Source organism: Bacillus sp. ME78 (assembly GCF_903970865.1).
Classification (GTDB): Bacteria; Bacillota; Bacilli; order Bacillales; family Bacillaceae_G; genus Bacillus_A; species Bacillus_A cereus.
Window position 1 is genome coordinate 147,182 of record NZ_CAJCKK010000004.1, and the last position, 16,346, is coordinate 163,527.

Sequence of the window (16,346 nt, forward strand, 5' to 3'; positions counted from 1 at the left end):
CGTTTGGTTGTCATATCTGAGTCCTTTTTCTCATACGTATGAACTAGTAATTGTTCCACACTTCATCTAGAAATAAACCTCTTTCCAAAAGGTATTACAAAAAGAGAGGTGACACATAATGGGTGTTATTGCTTATAACGAAGCAGATGTAAAGTTGTTAGCTAGACTGATGCGTGCTGAAGCCGAAGGAGAAGGGCAACAAGGAATGTTAATGGTCGGAAACGTTGGGGTAAATCGTGTCCGCGGAAATTGTTTAGACTTTAAAAGTATTCGTAATTTACGTCAAATGGTGTATCAAAATCCTGGTGGTTTTGAGGCAACACAAAAAGGATATTTTTATCAAAGAGCCCGTGAACAAGATATCGCCTTAGCAAGGCGAACTATTCAAGGACAACGTTTTTGGCCCGCTAACTTTGCCTTATGGTTCTTTAGACCTGAAGGTCCTTGTCCACCAACTTGGTATAACCAACAAAACTCTGGTCGCTTCAAAAAGCACTGCTTCTTCCAACCATCTGGTGAAGACTGTCCTAGCGTATATTAAGAGATGAAAATGAGGAGGGATTTTTGAATGGCACAGCAACAAAATCCGTACTATGGAACAGGTTTTTATCAACCATCTGGAACTTATGTCCAACCACAACAAATGACTCAACAACAACAGCAAGCAATGCAACAACAAACAGCTCAAGCTGCGCAAGCTCAATATGCAATTTCTCAAGGCATGTTACCTCTAGAGCAATCCTATATTGAAAATATCCTTCGTTTAAACAAAGGTAAGCAAGCTACAGTTGTAATGACTTATGAACGTGGCAGTTCCCTTGGTACACAATCTTATACAGGTATTATTGAAGCAGCCGGCCGTGACCATATCGTTATTAGTGAACCGCAATCAGGAAAACGCTATTTACTATTAATGATCTACTTAGATTACGTAGAATTTCCAGAAGAAATTACGTATTTACCTAGTCAACAAGCAACTTATACTCCAAGACCATAAAAAAAGCTGGCAAATGCCAGCTTTTGTTTTTTATAATCCTTTTACAACTGCAGTCCCTACTAGAATCCACGCCACAATAAACGCTACACCACCAAGAGGTGTAATTGGGCCAAAGAACTTAATGCCTGTCGTACTTAATGCATACAAACTACCTGAGAACATAATAATCCCAGCTACCATTAGCCAACCAGCAGTAGTTAAAAGTGATGATTGAACCTTATCCATCAATAAAGCAACTACGAATAATCCACCTGCATGAAACATCTGATATGTAACGCCTGTTTTCCAAACTTCTAACATTTTCGCAGAAATTTTATTTTCTAAACCGTGTGCTCCAAAGGCCCCTAACGCAACAGATAGCCCCGCTGCAATACAACCTAGTAAAAAGAAAATTTTCATCTTAATTCCCCTTTTTTACCTTTATCATAAGCAATTTTTTCATATAAGCCAAACGATTTAATTCTTAAAAATCAAATAAAGAATTACCATTTGCACCTTCTTCTTTTATATACACAGGTTCTCCAGAAACTGGTATAACTGGTTGAACTGTTGTTATAGGCTGTGATCCAATTACTTGCGATTGAATTTGCGGCTCCCTATACGTAGAAGATTCAACCTGTTCATCTAATAGTAAATCGCATAAAGCACGCACAACTAATAAATGTTCTTTTGACTTTTGTCCTTCGCTACTTTTCGCCTTCGCAATTTCATTCGCCATTTTATTTAAAATCTTGTCACTAGATATTTGCATTCCTTATCACCTCGTACTTTGTAATTCTTTCTCAAATTGTCCCAGTTTCTCTACTGAACCAAATACTATTATCATATCATGTTCTTGTAATTTTTCCTGCCCTGTTGGATTATGTATAATATTACCATTTCTTGAAATCGCTAATATCGTTACATCAAACTGATTCCTTACATTACTCTCTAGTAACGATTTACCGACTAGTATTGAATCTTTGCCAACTAGAATTTCTTCAATGACAAATGACTGTTCTACTCCATACAACACTGTATCAATATAATGAACGGTTAATGGATTTGCAATACCTTTTGCTATATGAATACCTGCCATACTAGATGGATTAATAACCTTATTTGCACCAGCACGCCTTAATTTCTCTTCAGTTTCTGGCTTTTCAGATCTCGCCACAATTTTAATCGTATCGTTTAATCCTCTTGCTGTTAATGTAATAAATACATTTTCGGCATCATTTGCAACAATAGCAACTAAACCAGCTGCTTTTAAAATTCCGGCATTATGTAATACTTGATCTTCCGTTGCATCTCCATGTACAAATAAAAGCTTTTCCTGCTCCAATATACTTTCATCTTTATCAACAACGACAAATGGAATGTTCTTTTCTTGCAATTCATGTACAACTTGAAGCCCCACTCTACCGCAACCACATACTATAATATGATTTTTCAACTGCGCTATTTGTTTATCCATCTTCTTCCTCCGTACTGCATGAAATAAATTCCCTTCAATAATCATAGCTGCCACTACCCCAATTGCATACGTAACAATACCTACACCAACAGGAATAATAAGGAGCGCAAATACTTTCCCTGCTTGCGTTACAGGAACGGCATCTCCGTATCCAACAGTCAATACAGTAATCATCGTCATCCAAAATGCTTGAAACAAACTAATCTCTTCAATTGTCATAAATCCTATCGTTCCTAGAATTACAACAAAAGTCATACATATAACTGCTATCCATAATTGCTTACGTGCATTCATACCGTGTTTCAACTCTTTTCTCTATCTACAATCTTTGCCAGTGGAAATAAAATACGTATATACTAGATACGGAATCTATGAAAGAGGTTGATATAATGAAGACATTTCTTTCCGCCTTACAATGGGCACTATTTATTTTAGCTGGAAGCCTTATTGTACCAATTAGTGTCGCAACTAGTTACGGTCTTGATGGCGCTGAAGCCATTGCATTCGTACAAAGAACATTATTTGTTCTAGGCTTTGCTGGTCTCTTGCAAGCTATATTTGGGCATAAACTTCCTATTCAAGAAGGTCCTGCTGGCCTTTGGTGGGGAATTTTCTCCCTTTACGCAAGTTTAGGCGTCGTATTATTTGGATCAAGCAATGAGACACTTAAAGTTCTTCAATATGCTTTCTTATTAAGCGGTATTATTTGTATTATTCTTAGCGTTTTTGGACTTATTGATAAACTCGTTCGCTATTTTACACCGACAGTCATTGGAACGTATTTATTTCTTCTTGTCGCGCAACTCAGTGGCTCCTTCTTAAAGGGAATGTTTGGCCTTGATGGAAAACATACAGAAGTACAACCTAACGTATTTATTCTTTCACTCATTGTTATTTTACTATCCTTTTTCATCATGAAGCTACCTATTATTGGACAATATTCCGTTCTTTTCAGTATCATATGCGGCTGGATATTATTCGCATGCTTCGGATTATCTAATCCAATAACACCAGTGACAGACATAATTCGTTTTCCGTCCTTATTTGTTTTCGGCATGCCTCGTGTTGAATGGAACATGGTAATTACGGTCATATTTGTTACACTCTTACTTCTAACAAATATGTTAGCAAGTATTCGCGTTGTACAAAAGGTTGTCTCTAAATATGAAGAAAATGCTGCATCAGATCGTTTTAAACAAGCCGGCATTATAACAGGAATCAACCAATTGCTAGGCGGCCTGTTTTCAGCTATTGGACCTGTCGCTATTTCTGGATCAGCAGGTTTTATTGCAACGACTAATATTTATAAACGTCTCCCTTTTATATTAGGGTCAAGCTTTATTATTGTCGTTAGTATATTCCCAAAGATTACTTCATTCTTTGCAGCAATCCCTGTTGCAGTTGGTTATGCCGCTATTTATCCTGTATTCGCAAGCATGATTGGCCTCGCCTTTCGAGAATACGAAACTGTCCAGGATAAAGAACAATTATTTAAAGTAGCCGGTCTTTCAATCTTCACAGGAGTCGGAGTTATGTTTGTTCCAGCAGGAGCATATTCCACACTTCCACCATTTCTAGCATCGTTTTTAAGTAACGGTCTCGTTCTTGGATCTGTAATGGCCATTTTGCTAGAAATACTATTTTCTCGTTCCACAGCAAAACAAATATCGTAAATTGGAAAACTTCCATTATTGCACTCTACCTTTAGAGTTGTTACGATAAAATCAAACTTGAATCATTGGGGTTTTATCCATCCCCAATGATTATTAACCGATATTATGAGCAACACACTCATAATGATTTATCTACTTCTTTTCAAAGAGGTTTGATGTCTTACTATTATTCCTCAACATCTTCATGAACATGTATTTTGATTTCAATTAAAGAAAGGAATTTTCTATATGACTTATAAAATGATTGTTTTAGATTTAGATGATACTTTATTACGTGATGACCATACTATTTCACCTCGTACGAAAGAAGCGTTAATGACTGCACAAGAGCAAGGGGTAAAGGTTGTACTTGCTTCTGGACGTCCAACGTTTGGTATGCGCAATGTAGCCAAAGAACTTCGCTTAGAAGAATACGGCAGTTTCATTCTATCTTTTAATGGCGCAAAAATTATTAACTGTAAAACAAACGAAGAAATCTTTAGTAGTACACTATCTCCTGAAATCGTTCACAACCTATTTGAAATTAGTAAAACTGAAGATGTATGGATTCATACTTATATGGGCGATGATATCGTAACGGAAGAAAATAATCCTTATACTGAAATTGAGGGCGATATTACTGGTATGCCAATTGTTGTAGTAGATGACTTTAAAGCCGCAGTTAAAGAGCCTGTAGTAAAAGTATTAATGAATAAAGAAGCTGAACGCCTTGTTGAAGTTGAAAAGAAACTTCAACAACAACTAGAAGGCCAATTAAGCGTGATGCGTTCGAAACCATTCTTCTTAGAATTTACTGAAGCCGGTGTTACAAAAGGAACGAGCTTAAACAAACTGATTCAAAAGCTTGGCATTAAGCGTGAAGAAGTTATCGCAATGGGCGATAGCTATAACGACCAAGCAATGATTGAATTTGCTGGTCTTGGTGTTGCAATGGGCAATGCACCTGATGATATTAAAGAAATTGCAAACTACGTAACAGATACAAATATGAATGATGGTGTCGCAAAAGTTGTAGAGAAATTCGTTTTAAAAACGGATGTACTTGTTTAATATTTTCATTCACAAAACCTATTTGAAGTCAAATACTTCAAATAGGTTTTTATTTAAATTCTCATGCTTTTGTGACTATATTTTGAACTTTGCACTATTCTCGTAGTGTAAACTTTCTTTTTGTATATAATGAAACAAAATAGACTATTTTATTTTGAAAAAGAATACAAATTTACTATATACAAGCATACGTTAAAGGAGGCTACTTTATGTTATCTACACCAATCGGACGATTAAGAGCAATTGGACTAGTTGAGGGTATTTCTTTCCTATTACTATTATTTGTAGCAATGCCATTGAAATATTTCGCAGGATTTGCAACAGCTGTTAAAATTACAGGCATGGCTCATGGTGTTCTGTTTATTCTATTCATCTTTGCAGTAATTCAAGTAACAATCGTACACCGTAAATCAATTTTATGGGCACTTGGAGCATTTGTTTCATCAGTTATCCCATTTGGTACTTTTGTACTAGATGCAAAATTAAAGAACGAACAACAATAATAAAAAGGTAGTTAACGACTGTTAACTACCTTTTCTATTTATAAATTTGGAATTTCCCAATCAATTTCTCTTTCTCCCATATTAGCTAAAATCGTATTTACTTTAGAGTATGGCTTACTACCAAAGAAACCACGTCTTGCCGATAATGGGCTTGGATGTACAGATTCGATAATATGATGATTCGGATTCGTAATTAACTTCTTCTTCGCCTGCGCATGGCGCCCCCACAATATGAAAACAACTGGCTTTGCACGTTCGTTCAACAGTTCAATCACACGATCTGTGAAGTGCTCCCACCCTTTTCCCTTATGAGAATTTGCTTCGCCTTGACGAACTGTTAATACGGTATTTAGTAGTAATACTCCTTGTTCCGCCCATTTTACTAAATAACCGTTATTCGGGATTTCATAACCATATTCATCTCGAAGTTCTTTATACATATTTAACAATGATGGTGGTGTTTTAACATCAGGTTGTACAGAAAAACTTAAACCATGCGCTTGATTCGGTCCATGATATGGATCTTGTCCTAAAATAACAACCTTTGTATTTTCATAACTTGTATACTGAAGAGCGTTAAAAATATCTTCTACCTTCGGATAAACAACATGCGTGCTGTACTCTTCTGTCAAAAAACTGGATAGAGTACGATAATACTCTTTCTCAAATTCTGGTGCCAATAATGGTCCCCAATCATTCTTTAAAACATTTTCCATACTGTCACTTCCTGTCTAATTAATTCAACATATCCTGTTTTGTAAATACTAAGAACGAAATAATAAGGGAAACAACTGCCCAAACAGTTAAATTCATCAAAGAAAATCCCATTGATAAGCCTTGTAATGCAGGTAATTTTCCTGATAAATAATCCGTTAATGATAAATTCACGCTAAAAATATATTTCGCACCTTCCCAAGATGTTGCGAACGAGCTTAAGATACCGCCTGCAATTAATGCAGCTAGCATAACGCCCATACCAGCTGGTGTATTACGAATTAAAACAGAGACCATAAATGATATAGTTCCGACAACGATAGCAACAAACCAGGCTAGTCCATACGCCATTAAGATGTATTGCCACTGCGGAATAAGATGCACAAAGTTCGTATTTAACGTTTCCTTATCAATGACGAATCCTGTTAAAACAGGTAAATTCCATCCCGAGTATCCAAATACAAGCCCTGATAATATGTAAGCAAACAAACCTACAAGAAACAGTATGAGCGAAATGAAAAATAACATCGTCACGTATTTACTAAGGAGTATTTTCCAGCGCCGAATCGGCCGCGTAAGTAACATCTTCATTGTCCCATCACTTCGTTCTCCTGAAACGATATCAATAGCGACAATCATTACGAGAAGCGGAATAAACAATGTAATTCCTTGTTCAATAAATGCTCTGACAAAAGTCGGTGCACCCGGTGCCATCGGGTTAATATCATGATCTAAATAATATTGTTGTTGCTCAACTCTTACCTTTAACCAATCACGCCATTCTTCTGGCAACCTAGAATTGTTCAACCGGTTCTGAGAATCAACAATTTGCTGTTGCAATGAAACCTTCCAATCAGTTGTACCGAGTCTTTTTTGTGTCGTTTCTATTTCACGATACTGCGCGTACACAAAAAGCGGGATCAAGATTGCTAAAATAAGCATGACAACAAAAATACGTTTCTTACGGTAAATCTTTTCTGATTCATTTAAAACTAGATTCGCAAATTCACGCATGCTGCTCACCCCTTGTGAGTTCAATAAATAAATCTTCTAGCGTAAATACAAGCTCCTTAACGCTATGTACATCTATTTCATTTTCTACAAATTTTTTATTCCAACTACTTATAGATGCAATATCCATGCGGCATAGTAATCGCTCGCCTTTTACACTCACTTCTCTTATTTCCTCGGCCGCTTCTAGCATATCTTTCGCCTTAGAAATTGGTGTAACAATCCATTCTACACGATCACTTGCTGTTTTAATTAATTCTTCAACCTTGGCAACTGTTATCATCTTTCCTTTATGAATAATAGCAACGCGATCGCATATCATTTGCACTTCACTTAGCAAGTGACTTGAAATAAACACGCTCATATTTTCTTCTTTCACAAGCTTATGTATAAATTCCCTAAGTTCTCTAATCCCTGCTGGATCTAAACCATTCGTTGGCTCATCTAATATAAGCAATTTAGGATTCCCAAGGAGCGCCTGTGCAATTCCAAGGCGTTGTTTCATACCAAGTGAGTACGTTTTTACCTTGTCATGAATTCTTTCATCTAAATGAACCATTTCAGCAATTTCAATAATACGTTCATCTGATATATCACCTAACATACGAGCAAATTGCTTTAAATTTTCCCATCCTGTTAAATATGTATACAACTCTGGGTTTTCAACGATACTCCCAATTTGACGCATCGCTTCTCTGAAATTTTCCTTAATCGAATAACCACCGATAGAAATCTTACCTTCTGTCGCCTTAATCAATCCGACTAACATTCGAATGGTAGTCGTCTTTCCAGCACCGTTTGGTCCTAGGAACCCGAACACTTCTCCTTGCTTTACATCAAAGGAAATATTCTCTACAAGAGTCTTGTTTCCAATTACCTTCTTCAAGTCTCGTACGGAAAGTATCGTCGTCATTTTACCCCTCCTTGTTCTAGTTTTAATTTACTTACAACATTTTGAACTAAACGTTCTGCCATATACGTATAACCTACTTCATTCGGATGAAAATGATCAGAGTATAATAAATCTTTCCCGCGGTTTTGGAATAAATCAAATGTCGGTGTAATATACACATTTTTATCGTTTAGCGCTAACTTCTCTAAAGATGCATTCCAGTCCACAACAATGTTTGAAGACCCTTTTAAATCTTCTACATCTTCAAAAGGATTGTATAAACCAAGCCAAAAAATCGGACTATTTGCATTTAATTTACGAATTTCTTCTATAATTTTCTTTGCTTCATTTTGAAACGTTTCTGTATCAGGACGATACGTCTCTAAATCTATTTTCCCGAGCGATTCCCAGCCTGGGAACAAATCATTCCCGCCAATCGTTAACACGATTACATCTGCTTGCTTAATTGAATATTGAGCGCCACTACTCTCAATTTGTTTTAATAAATCGGGCATTTTTGCACCACTAACTGCTAAATTTGTTAATGCAATTTTTTGCTTATAATCTTTTTGTAAATCCTCTTTCATTCGCCCAACATAGCCAATTCCTTCTTTATCACCAACGCCACGCGTTAATGAATCACCTAAACTAACGATTTGTAACGTTCCCGTTTTCTTTTTCTCTTTTGCCACTACATCGGTCTTTTTAATTAAATTTGAAGCTTTCGGATTTAATACATCATTTACACCTGAAACAAAGCCATATGCAAATAAACAGAAAGATGCAATTGTAATGAGTAGAATTACTTTTACTACTTTTGATCTCATATCAAAACCCCTTTTAGCCCTCATAGATTGTCCATAATTATACCAAACGAAATTTTGAAAAGCGATTTTCACACCTTCTCAATTATGTCGTTTCTCTATCTACTAACTCTGGTAATAACTCTATATGCTTCACATCTAATTTCTCTTCATTAATCTTTTCATATAATAATTCAAACGCTTTCACTCCAACGTTTTTACTAGAATGCGAAATCGTCGTTATACCCAATATATCTGCCACCTCTTGATCATCACACCCGATAATCGTAATATCCTCTGGAATACGAACTCCTTGTTTTTTTGCTTCTGTAACCATCCCCGCTGCAATATGGTTACAAGATACAAGGAACGCCGTCGGTTTTACTGACATATGAGCCCATTCTCTAATTACATTGCGCCCATCTTCCACTGTAAAACACCCCTCAAATTTCCAGGTCTCTAACGATGTTACGATACTCTGTTGAAGCGAATCTCCGTACGCCTTCTTTCGTCTTTGGCTATTAACGCTATTACTTCTTCCAATACAATATCCAATACGTGTATGACCGGCATCTATTAAGCTTTTCATCCCACGTGAAAATACTTTGTAGTAATCGATATGGACACTTGAAATATACTTCGAATCTATTTCTTCACACATAACAATCGGGCCGAATTTCGTATATTCTTCAAGCTTCTCCTTACTATTTGTCCGAGAACAAATAATAACCCCATCAAGCTTTTTCATTTTTAACATATTTAAAATTTCTAGTTCTCTTTCTTCGCTATAATTTGTCTGGCAAAGCATCATATTATAATTATTCTTTGCTGTTTCTTTTGATATCCCCTCGATAATAGCACTATAATATTGATCATTTACGTGTGGCAATAAAACGCCAATTACATTCGTTTTTCCTTTCACTAAATGAATTGCATTCACGTTTTGCGTGTAATTTAATTCTTCTATAATTGCTAAAATTTCTTTTCGTTTCTGTTCATTTACGTACGGATGATTATTTAGTACACGTGAAACAGTTGAAACAGATACTCCAGCAAGTTCAGCAATCTTTCTTATATTTGTCATCTCATTTTCCCCTTCTCACAAAAATTCTCCCTTGACCTGGTAAGCTTTCCACAATATATCCTTTCCTAGCAAATACATTTAGAAAGGATATACAACTATGCTTCGATTCAAATTAGAATATATATTTTTCATTGGCGGTTTACTCATTCTTGCCATCGGTATTAATATGATGACAACAATTACTTCCTTTGGACTTAGTCCTTATGATTCCTTCTTTATTGCACTATATCAAAATTTTGGGATAAGCATTGGTTTTTGGATTTTCATGATTAACTTTGCCTTTACACTTATCGTACTCTTTTGGAATAAAAAACAAATTACAATCGGTACAATTGTAACGATGGTTCTTATTTCTCTTTTTGTTGATTGGATTGGTTCCATTACAACTATTATGGACGCTATCCGCTCTCTTCCAAAATATATAACACTTATTTGCGGAAATCTATTCGTTGGAGCTGGAATTGGTCTTTACGTCTCTACAAACCTTTGCGCAGCGCCTCAAGAAGCTTTCGTTTTAACGGTTGCTGAAAAGAAAAAATGGACGTTTAGAAGAACAGAGATTTCATTAGCCTTTTTATTTTTAACGTTAAGCTTTTTATTAGATGGACCTATCTATTTTGGAACAATCATCTTATCCTTTACAACAGGCTGGATTATCCAAGCATTTATTCAAGTTGGTACGCAGATTTTAAATAGAAAAGAGCCTATTAAGCAAGCTGCTTAATAGGCTCTTTCTGTTTTATGGTAAGAGATACTACTTAGCATCCCCTTCAATTCGATAGTTCGCTTTTAAACAATCGATTTCTTCATACCCTTGCAACGTATGTAGAATATAATCATAATCAGCAAGAGACGCACGATGCGTTACAATTACAATTTCAGCCTTTCCTTTCTCTTCAAGCGGCATTTGAATAATCTTTTCAAAGCTAACGCCACGCTCAGAGAACAATGAAGTAATTTTTGCAAATACACCAATTTCGTCTTTTACATGAAGTCTTAAAAACTTTTTCACGACAATTTCGTCTGGCTCTTTTAATACTTTTTGATATTGTGGGACTACAGCACTATTTCCTGTTACCCCTAATCTAATATTTTGCATTACAGCAACTAAATCCGAAACAACAGCTGTCGCTGTCGGTAAACTTCCTGCGCCTGGTCCATAAAACATCGTTTCTCCAACTGCTTCACCGTACACATACACAGCGTTATATTCATTTTGTACTGCCGCAAGAGGATGTGTATTTGGAAGTAAAGTTGGTTCAACTGTAACCTCCAATTTTTCACCATCTCGTTTTGCAAGACCGATTAATTTAATTGTATAACCTAAGCTCTTACTGTATTCAATATCTTCCTCTGTAATAGAGGTAATCCCTTTTACTTTCACATCTCCAAGCTCTACATTTGTAGAGAAACCGAGAGTAGCTAAAATCGTCATTTTTCTTGCTGCATCTAAACCTTCTACGTCTGATGTTGGATCTGCTTCTGCAAATCCAAGTTGTTGGGCTTCTTTTAACACGTCGTTATATGCTCTCCCTTCGTCTGACATTTTCGTCAAAATAAAATTTGTCGTTCCATTTACAATTCCCATTACTTTCGTAATAAGATCTGAAGAAAGTCCTTCTACGATACTGCGTAAAATTGGAATTCCTCCTGCCACACTCGCCTCATAGAATAAATCAGCCTTATTATCTTTTGCTGTCGCTAATAATTCAGCTCCATGTAATGCCATTAAGTCTTTATTTGCAGTTACAACATGCTTTCCGCTTTTTAAAGCTTGTAAAATATATGATTTTGCATCATCAATGCCACCCATCACTTCGATGACAACATCAATATTTGGATTATCTAAAATTTCATTTGCATCTTGTGTTAATAGAGTAGAAGGTACCTCTACCTCTCTCTCTTTCTCAATGTTTTGCACTAATACTTTCGTTACCTTAACTGGACAACCTACTTGGTGTATGAGTCGTTCTTGATGATCCGTAATAATACGAACCACACCACTGCCAACTGTCCCAAGACCTAATAACCCAACTTGAATTTCTTTCATAGTACTGTCCACCCCTCAAAAATTGTGTTTAGATGAAATTATATGAGTAAAAAATCTGAAAAACAATGTATTTTGAACATTCGGAAAAATATAAGTTGATCTTTACAAGGAAAACGTTGCCACGTGTTACACAATCTTTCTTTACAATATATAAGGGGTTTCTTGATACACGTAATAATTCAACCAATTAGAAAACAATAAATTACCATGACTCCTCCACCTAACAAGCGGCTTTTCATCTGGATTATTATGTTTAAAATAGTTTTTTGGCACATCAATATTTAATCCCTTGTCACGATCTCGTTCGTATTCTTGTTTTAACGTCTCACAACTATATTCGCTATGTCCAAGGGCAAAAACTTGCCTTCCTTCTGGCCCAATAATAAGGTGAACACCTGCTTCTTCAGAGTTTGCTAACAATGTTAATTCTTTCACTTCTCTAATATCATTCTCTCGTACTTCTGTATGACGAGAATGCGGAGCAAAAAACAATTCATCAAATCCTTGTAACAATTTCACATGTTGCTCGCAAACCTCATGTTCAAATACACCGAACATTTTTTCCTTAAGGGGATACTTTGGAACACCATAATGATAGTACAAACCAGCCTGTGCCCCCCAGCAAATATGGAGCGTAGATGTTACATTCGTTTTTGAATACTCCATAATACGTTTAAGCTCTTCCCAATAATCTACTTCTTCAAAAGAAAGAGTTTCAACTGGTGCTCCTGTAATAATGAGCCCATCAAATTTTTCATTTTCAATATCACGAAACGTTTTATAAAAGCTCGTTAAATGGTCCTGCGCTACATTACGAGACAGATGTGATTCCATATGAAGTAAATGAACATCTAATTGCAACGGTGTGTTTCCAATTAAGCGAAGTAATTGTGCCTCTGTGTCTTGCTTCGTTGGCATTAAATTTAATATAGCAATTTTCAAAGCGCGTATATCTTGTGTTTCTGCTCGCTCCTTCGTCATTACAAAAATATTTTCTTTTTGCAACACTTTGCGAGCCGGTAAATCTTTATCAATTATGATCGGCATGTGTTTTGCCTCCAACTAGAGCTGCTTCCAAATCTGCAATAATATCAGAAACATCTTCTATACCAACTGATAAACGAATTAAATCAGATGTAACACCAGCTAAACGCTGATCTTCAGCATTTAATTGTCTATGCGTCGTACTAGCGGGATGTATAACGCAAGTTCGTGCATCAGCTACGTGCGTTACAAGAGTTGCTAGTTTTACATTTGCGATAAATTCTTTTGCTGCTTCTAATCCCCCTTTAATACCAAATGTTAAAACCCCACTAGCACCTTTTTTCAAATACTTTTGTGCTAACGAGTAATTTTCATTACTATCTAATCCCGGATAATTCACCCATTCAATACGTTCATGATTAGCAAGCCACTTAGCAACTGCCAGAGCATTTTCGCTATGACGCTCCATTCGTAAATGCAAAGTCTCTAAGCCAATATTGCTAATATATGCATTGAATGGGCTCATACAATTTCCATAATCTCTTAATAGTTGAACACGTGCTTTCACAATATATGCTGCTGCACCAAAGTTTTGAACGTAACTTACACCGTGATAACTTGGATCTGGTTCAACAAGCTCAGGATATTTTCCATTTGTCCAATCAAAGTTTCCACCGTCAATTACAATACCGCCTAAAGAGCTCGCATGCCCATCGATATATTTAGTCGTAGAATGAACAATAATATTTGCCCCATATTCAAACGCTTGGCATAAATAAGGAGTTGCTAATGTATTATCAACGATAAAAGGTACCTCTAATTCTTTAGCGGCAGCTGAAAATTCTTTGAAATTTAAAACATTCATCGCTGGATTTCCTAATGATTCTGCATAGATAAGTTTCGTCTTATCGTTAGCAAGTGCCGTAATTTCATCTGCCGTTAAATTTGGATTAAAGAACGTAACATCAATGCCAAGCTTACGTAAACTCACCCCAAATAAATTAAACGTTCCCCCGTAAACAGTTGAAGAGCAAAGTAAATGATCCCCACTACTACAAATATTTAAAACTGCGAGCATAATAGCTGCTTGCCCAGAAGCCGTTGCAACAGCTCCTACACCGCCTTCTAAATCTGATAACTTCTGCTCAAATGCGGCTAGAGTAGGGTTTCCAATACGCGTATAAATATATCCTTCTGCCTCTAAGTTAAATAGAGCTGCTAAATCATCCGAAGTATCGTATTTATACGTTGTGCTTTGATAAAGTGGTAAAACACGTGGTTCACCATTCTTTGGCGTATAGCCACCTTGCACACAAATCGTTCCTTTTCCCCATGATTCTCCCATCTCTCATTCTCCTTTCTTTTATACAAAATAAAAAACTGCCCCTTTCCTGAAAACAAGAAAGGAGCAGTTTGAAAACACGCTCTAAAGGCTCTTTCTTATCTCTCAGGATTACTACCTGCAGGATTTGGCACAATTCCGTTATACGGCTGTTGCCAAGGTTTCATCGGGCCTGTCCCTCCACCTTTTCTTGATAAGACTATGCAATTACCGTTGATTTTATAGCAATAATTTCCTAATGTCAAACAGTTTTTCTGAATGTTCTAAAATAAATGTTAACAGTTTCATATAAAGCAACAAAAGAAATATATTCTAGTCTATTTCAAAAAAGACCTTTAAAAAACTCAAATCAGTCTATAAAATTAAATAAGTAATTTAACCTATAAATTCAAATTCTCTAAAATTCAGCCTATATGTTGAATAGGCGGTCCTCTCAAAAAGATACTATATATATTCAATCCATTTTCCACTAGTATATTTCACTTTTTCCCTACTGAGATTTACATAACGGAGGTATAACATGACAAATAAAAAAGATATGCAGTACATACTTGCTCTATATGGCATTCTTCTAGGATCTATAGTAGGAGCTACAGTCTGGTTATTTTTAGTCACAATAAATATTGGAATCCACTTTATTTGGGGATACTTGCCTGAAGTTCTCTCTTATCCCTCTTATTACACCCTTTGCGTAACAATAATTGGCGGGGTCCTCGTTGGTCTATCACAAAAATATTTCGGTATATATCCACGCCTTATGCCTGAAGTGATGACTGAATATAAAAAAACTGGTCGAATCGAATATCGCTTTGTCCATCAGGCTACTTTAACAGCGATTATTGTTTTAATTTTCGGAGCTAGTCTTGGTCCAGAAGCCGCACTAGTTGGAATTATAGGCGGACTGTGCACATGGGTAGGGGATCGCTTTAAATTTGCCTTAAAGGGTATGAATGAGCTAACCGAGATTGGAATTGGCGCTACTTTAAGTGTCATTTTTAACGCACCATTATTCGGTTATTTAGCACCGAATGAAAATGAGGGGGAACAAATTGCTGCTTTTTCTAAAGGAAAAAAGGCAATTGTATACTTAGCTACTACTTTCGCAGGTTTTTCTGTTTATTTACTACTGAGTAAACTCGATAATCGTGGATCCTTTATTGTTGATTTCGGGGAAGGTGCACTTTCTTTCAATGAATGGATCGCATTTCTTCCACTTGCTAGTATCGGTGCTATAGTTGGTTTCTTTTATTTCAAGTTAGAATTCACATTAGAGAAGTTAATTCACCCTTTTAGGGAATACAAGCTGACACTCGGAATTATCGGTGGCATTTTATTAGGAATTGCAGGAACTTTTCTTCCGTACACATTATTTTCAGGGGAACATCAATTAAAAGAGTTAGTTGTTGAATGGAGCCATTTATCTTTTTGGATACTACTTCTTTCAGGGATTTTAAAGTTGTGTATTACTGCCGTTTGTTTGAACACAGGGTGGCGGGGTGGACATATATTCCCAATTATATTTTCCGGATCAAGTATTGGATACGCTATAGCATCTATTCTTCCTATAGATCCAGTAGCGTCCGTTGCCATCGTAACGACAGCAATTTCAAGCTATGCGTTACGAAAGCCAATAGCTATAACATTGCTATTACTTATGTTTTTCCCGCTTAATTTACTATTGCCCATGCTTGGTGCAGCTGCTATCGGGAATGCCTTTCCACTCCCAAAACATAACGAAAATAAAAATTAATAAAAATAGGCAGTGGGGACGAAAGCTCCACTGCCTA

Annotated in this window: 18 protein-coding genes and 1 riboswitch; of the genes, 7 read left to right on the forward strand and 11 right to left on the reverse strand. The window is 36.3% G+C overall.

The window, feature by feature from the left end; genetic code table 11:
* The first annotated feature begins 118 nt into the window (after positions 1–118).
* Both cwlJ and gerQ read left to right on the forward strand, forming a co-directional pair.
* Positions 119–541 carry a cell wall hydrolase CwlJ gene (gene cwlJ / locus H6481_RS07785; RefSeq protein ID WP_000538155.1) on the forward strand — a complete coding sequence of 141 codons (423 nt, stop codon included), beginning with the start codon at positions 119–121 and terminating at the stop codon, positions 539–541.
* 27 nt (positions 542–568) lie between these two features.
* Positions 569–997, forward strand: a complete 429-nt coding sequence (gene gerQ / locus H6481_RS07790; protein WP_000068652.1) for a spore coat protein GerQ — start codon at positions 569–571, stop codon at positions 995–997.
* Positions 998–1,027: 30 nt separating this feature from the next.
* On the opposite strand, the gene H6481_RS07795 is transcribed toward gerQ, so the two are convergent.
* The 3 genes from H6481_RS07795 to H6481_RS07805 all read right to left on the reverse strand — a co-directional run bounded on the left by H6481_RS07795 (position 1,028) and on the right by H6481_RS07805 (position 2,747).
* Positions 1,028–1,396 carry a DUF423 domain-containing protein gene (locus tag H6481_RS07795; RefSeq protein WP_000688315.1) on the reverse strand — a complete coding sequence of 123 codons (369 nt, stop codon included), beginning with the start codon at positions 1,394–1,396 and terminating at the stop codon, positions 1,028–1,030.
* 64 nt (positions 1,397–1,460) lie between these two features.
* A complete protein-coding gene (locus H6481_RS07800) occupies positions 1,461–1,748 on the reverse strand; it encodes a YwdI family protein (RefSeq protein WP_001167346.1) in 288 nt (95 codons plus the stop codon).
* 6 nt (positions 1,749–1,754) lie between these two features.
* A complete protein-coding gene (locus H6481_RS07805; protein WP_000993985.1) occupies positions 1,755–2,747 on the reverse strand; it encodes a potassium channel protein in 993 nt (330 codons plus the stop codon).
* A gap of 95 nt (positions 2,748–2,842) precedes the next feature.
* Between H6481_RS07805 and H6481_RS07810 the strand changes: the two genes are divergently transcribed.
* The 3 genes from H6481_RS07810 to H6481_RS07820 all read left to right on the forward strand — a co-directional run bounded on the left by H6481_RS07810 (position 2,843) and on the right by H6481_RS07820 (position 5,679).
* Positions 2,843–4,126, forward strand: a complete 1,284-nt coding sequence (locus H6481_RS07810) for a purine/pyrimidine permease (RefSeq protein WP_000847031.1) — start codon at positions 2,843–2,845, stop codon at positions 4,124–4,126.
* Positions 4,127–4,354: 228 nt separating this feature from the next.
* Positions 4,355–5,176: a Cof-type HAD-IIB family hydrolase gene (locus H6481_RS07815; RefSeq protein ID WP_000221387.1), complete on the forward strand. Its 822-nt coding sequence runs from the start codon at positions 4,355–4,357 to the stop codon at positions 5,174–5,176.
* 209 nt (positions 5,177–5,385) lie between these two features.
* Complete coding sequence (locus tag H6481_RS07820; RefSeq protein WP_000953396.1) at positions 5,386–5,679, forward strand: DUF3817 domain-containing protein; 294 nt, start codon at positions 5,386–5,388, stop codon at positions 5,677–5,679.
* A 38-nt stretch (positions 5,680–5,717) separates the two neighbouring features.
* Here H6481_RS07820 and H6481_RS07825 read toward each other — a convergent pair whose 3' ends face one another.
* From H6481_RS07825 to H6481_RS07845, 5 genes are read right to left on the reverse strand one after another with little or no spacing between them, the layout of a single operon-like run.
* Positions 5,718–6,395 (reverse strand): uracil-DNA glycosylase, encoded by a 678-nt coding sequence (locus H6481_RS07825; RefSeq protein WP_000432541.1) that lies wholly within the window; start codon positions 6,393–6,395, stop codon positions 5,718–5,720.
* A 19-nt stretch (positions 6,396–6,414) separates the two neighbouring features.
* Complete coding sequence (locus H6481_RS07830; protein ID WP_001206475.1) at positions 6,415–7,407, reverse strand: ABC transporter permease subunit; 993 nt, start codon at positions 7,405–7,407, stop codon at positions 6,415–6,417.
* Positions 7,400–8,317 carry an ABC transporter ATP-binding protein gene (locus H6481_RS07835; RefSeq protein WP_000207730.1) on the reverse strand — a complete coding sequence of 306 codons (918 nt, stop codon included), beginning with the start codon at positions 8,315–8,317 and terminating at the stop codon, positions 7,400–7,402. Before H6481_RS07835 ends, H6481_RS07830 begins: the two co-directional genes overlap by 8 nt.
* Entirely contained in the window at positions 8,314–9,195 is an 882-nt protein-coding gene (locus tag H6481_RS07840) for an SGNH/GDSL hydrolase family protein (RefSeq protein WP_015055217.1), read from the reverse strand. Before H6481_RS07840 ends, H6481_RS07835 begins: the two co-directional genes overlap by 4 nt.
* A gap of 10 nt (positions 9,196–9,205) precedes the next feature.
* Positions 9,206–10,183 (reverse strand): LacI family DNA-binding transcriptional regulator, encoded by a 978-nt coding sequence (locus H6481_RS07845; RefSeq protein ID WP_065485973.1) that lies wholly within the window; start codon positions 10,181–10,183, stop codon positions 9,206–9,208.
* A 97-nt stretch (positions 10,184–10,280) separates the two neighbouring features.
* On the opposite strand from H6481_RS07845, the gene H6481_RS07850 reads away from it, so the two are divergent.
* Entirely contained in the window at positions 10,281–10,907 is a 627-nt protein-coding gene (locus H6481_RS07850; protein WP_000943411.1) for a YitT family protein, read from the forward strand.
* Positions 10,908–10,937: 30 nt separating this feature from the next.
* Here the strand turns inward: H6481_RS07850 and H6481_RS07855 are convergent, their stop codons facing one another.
* The 3 genes from H6481_RS07855 to H6481_RS07865 form a co-directional block, all read right to left on the reverse strand.
* Positions 10,938–12,233, reverse strand: a complete 1,296-nt coding sequence (locus H6481_RS07855; protein WP_000659109.1) for a homoserine dehydrogenase — start codon at positions 12,231–12,233, stop codon at positions 10,938–10,940.
* Between the two features lie 141 nt (positions 12,234–12,374).
* Positions 12,375–13,280 carry a homoserine O-succinyltransferase gene (gene metA, locus H6481_RS07860; protein WP_182811360.1) on the reverse strand — a complete coding sequence of 302 codons (906 nt, stop codon included), beginning with the start codon at positions 13,278–13,280 and terminating at the stop codon, positions 12,375–12,377.
* Complete coding sequence (locus H6481_RS07865) at positions 13,264–14,562, reverse strand: bifunctional O-acetylhomoserine aminocarboxypropyltransferase/cysteine synthase (protein ID WP_000504786.1); 1,299 nt, start codon at positions 14,560–14,562, stop codon at positions 13,264–13,266. The genes metA and H6481_RS07865 overlap by 17 nt, the downstream gene beginning before the upstream one ends.
* A 92-nt stretch (positions 14,563–14,654) precedes the next feature.
* A riboswitch (SAM riboswitch) is annotated at positions 14,655–14,759 on the reverse strand.
* A 320-nt stretch (positions 14,760–15,079) separates the two neighbouring features.
* On the opposite strand from H6481_RS07865, the gene H6481_RS07870 reads away from it, so the two are divergent.
* Positions 15,080–16,309 carry a chloride channel protein gene (locus H6481_RS07870; protein ID WP_075718655.1) on the forward strand — a complete coding sequence of 410 codons (1,230 nt, stop codon included), beginning with the start codon at positions 15,080–15,082 and terminating at the stop codon, positions 16,307–16,309.
* The last annotated feature ends 37 nt before the right edge of the window (positions 16,310–16,346 follow it).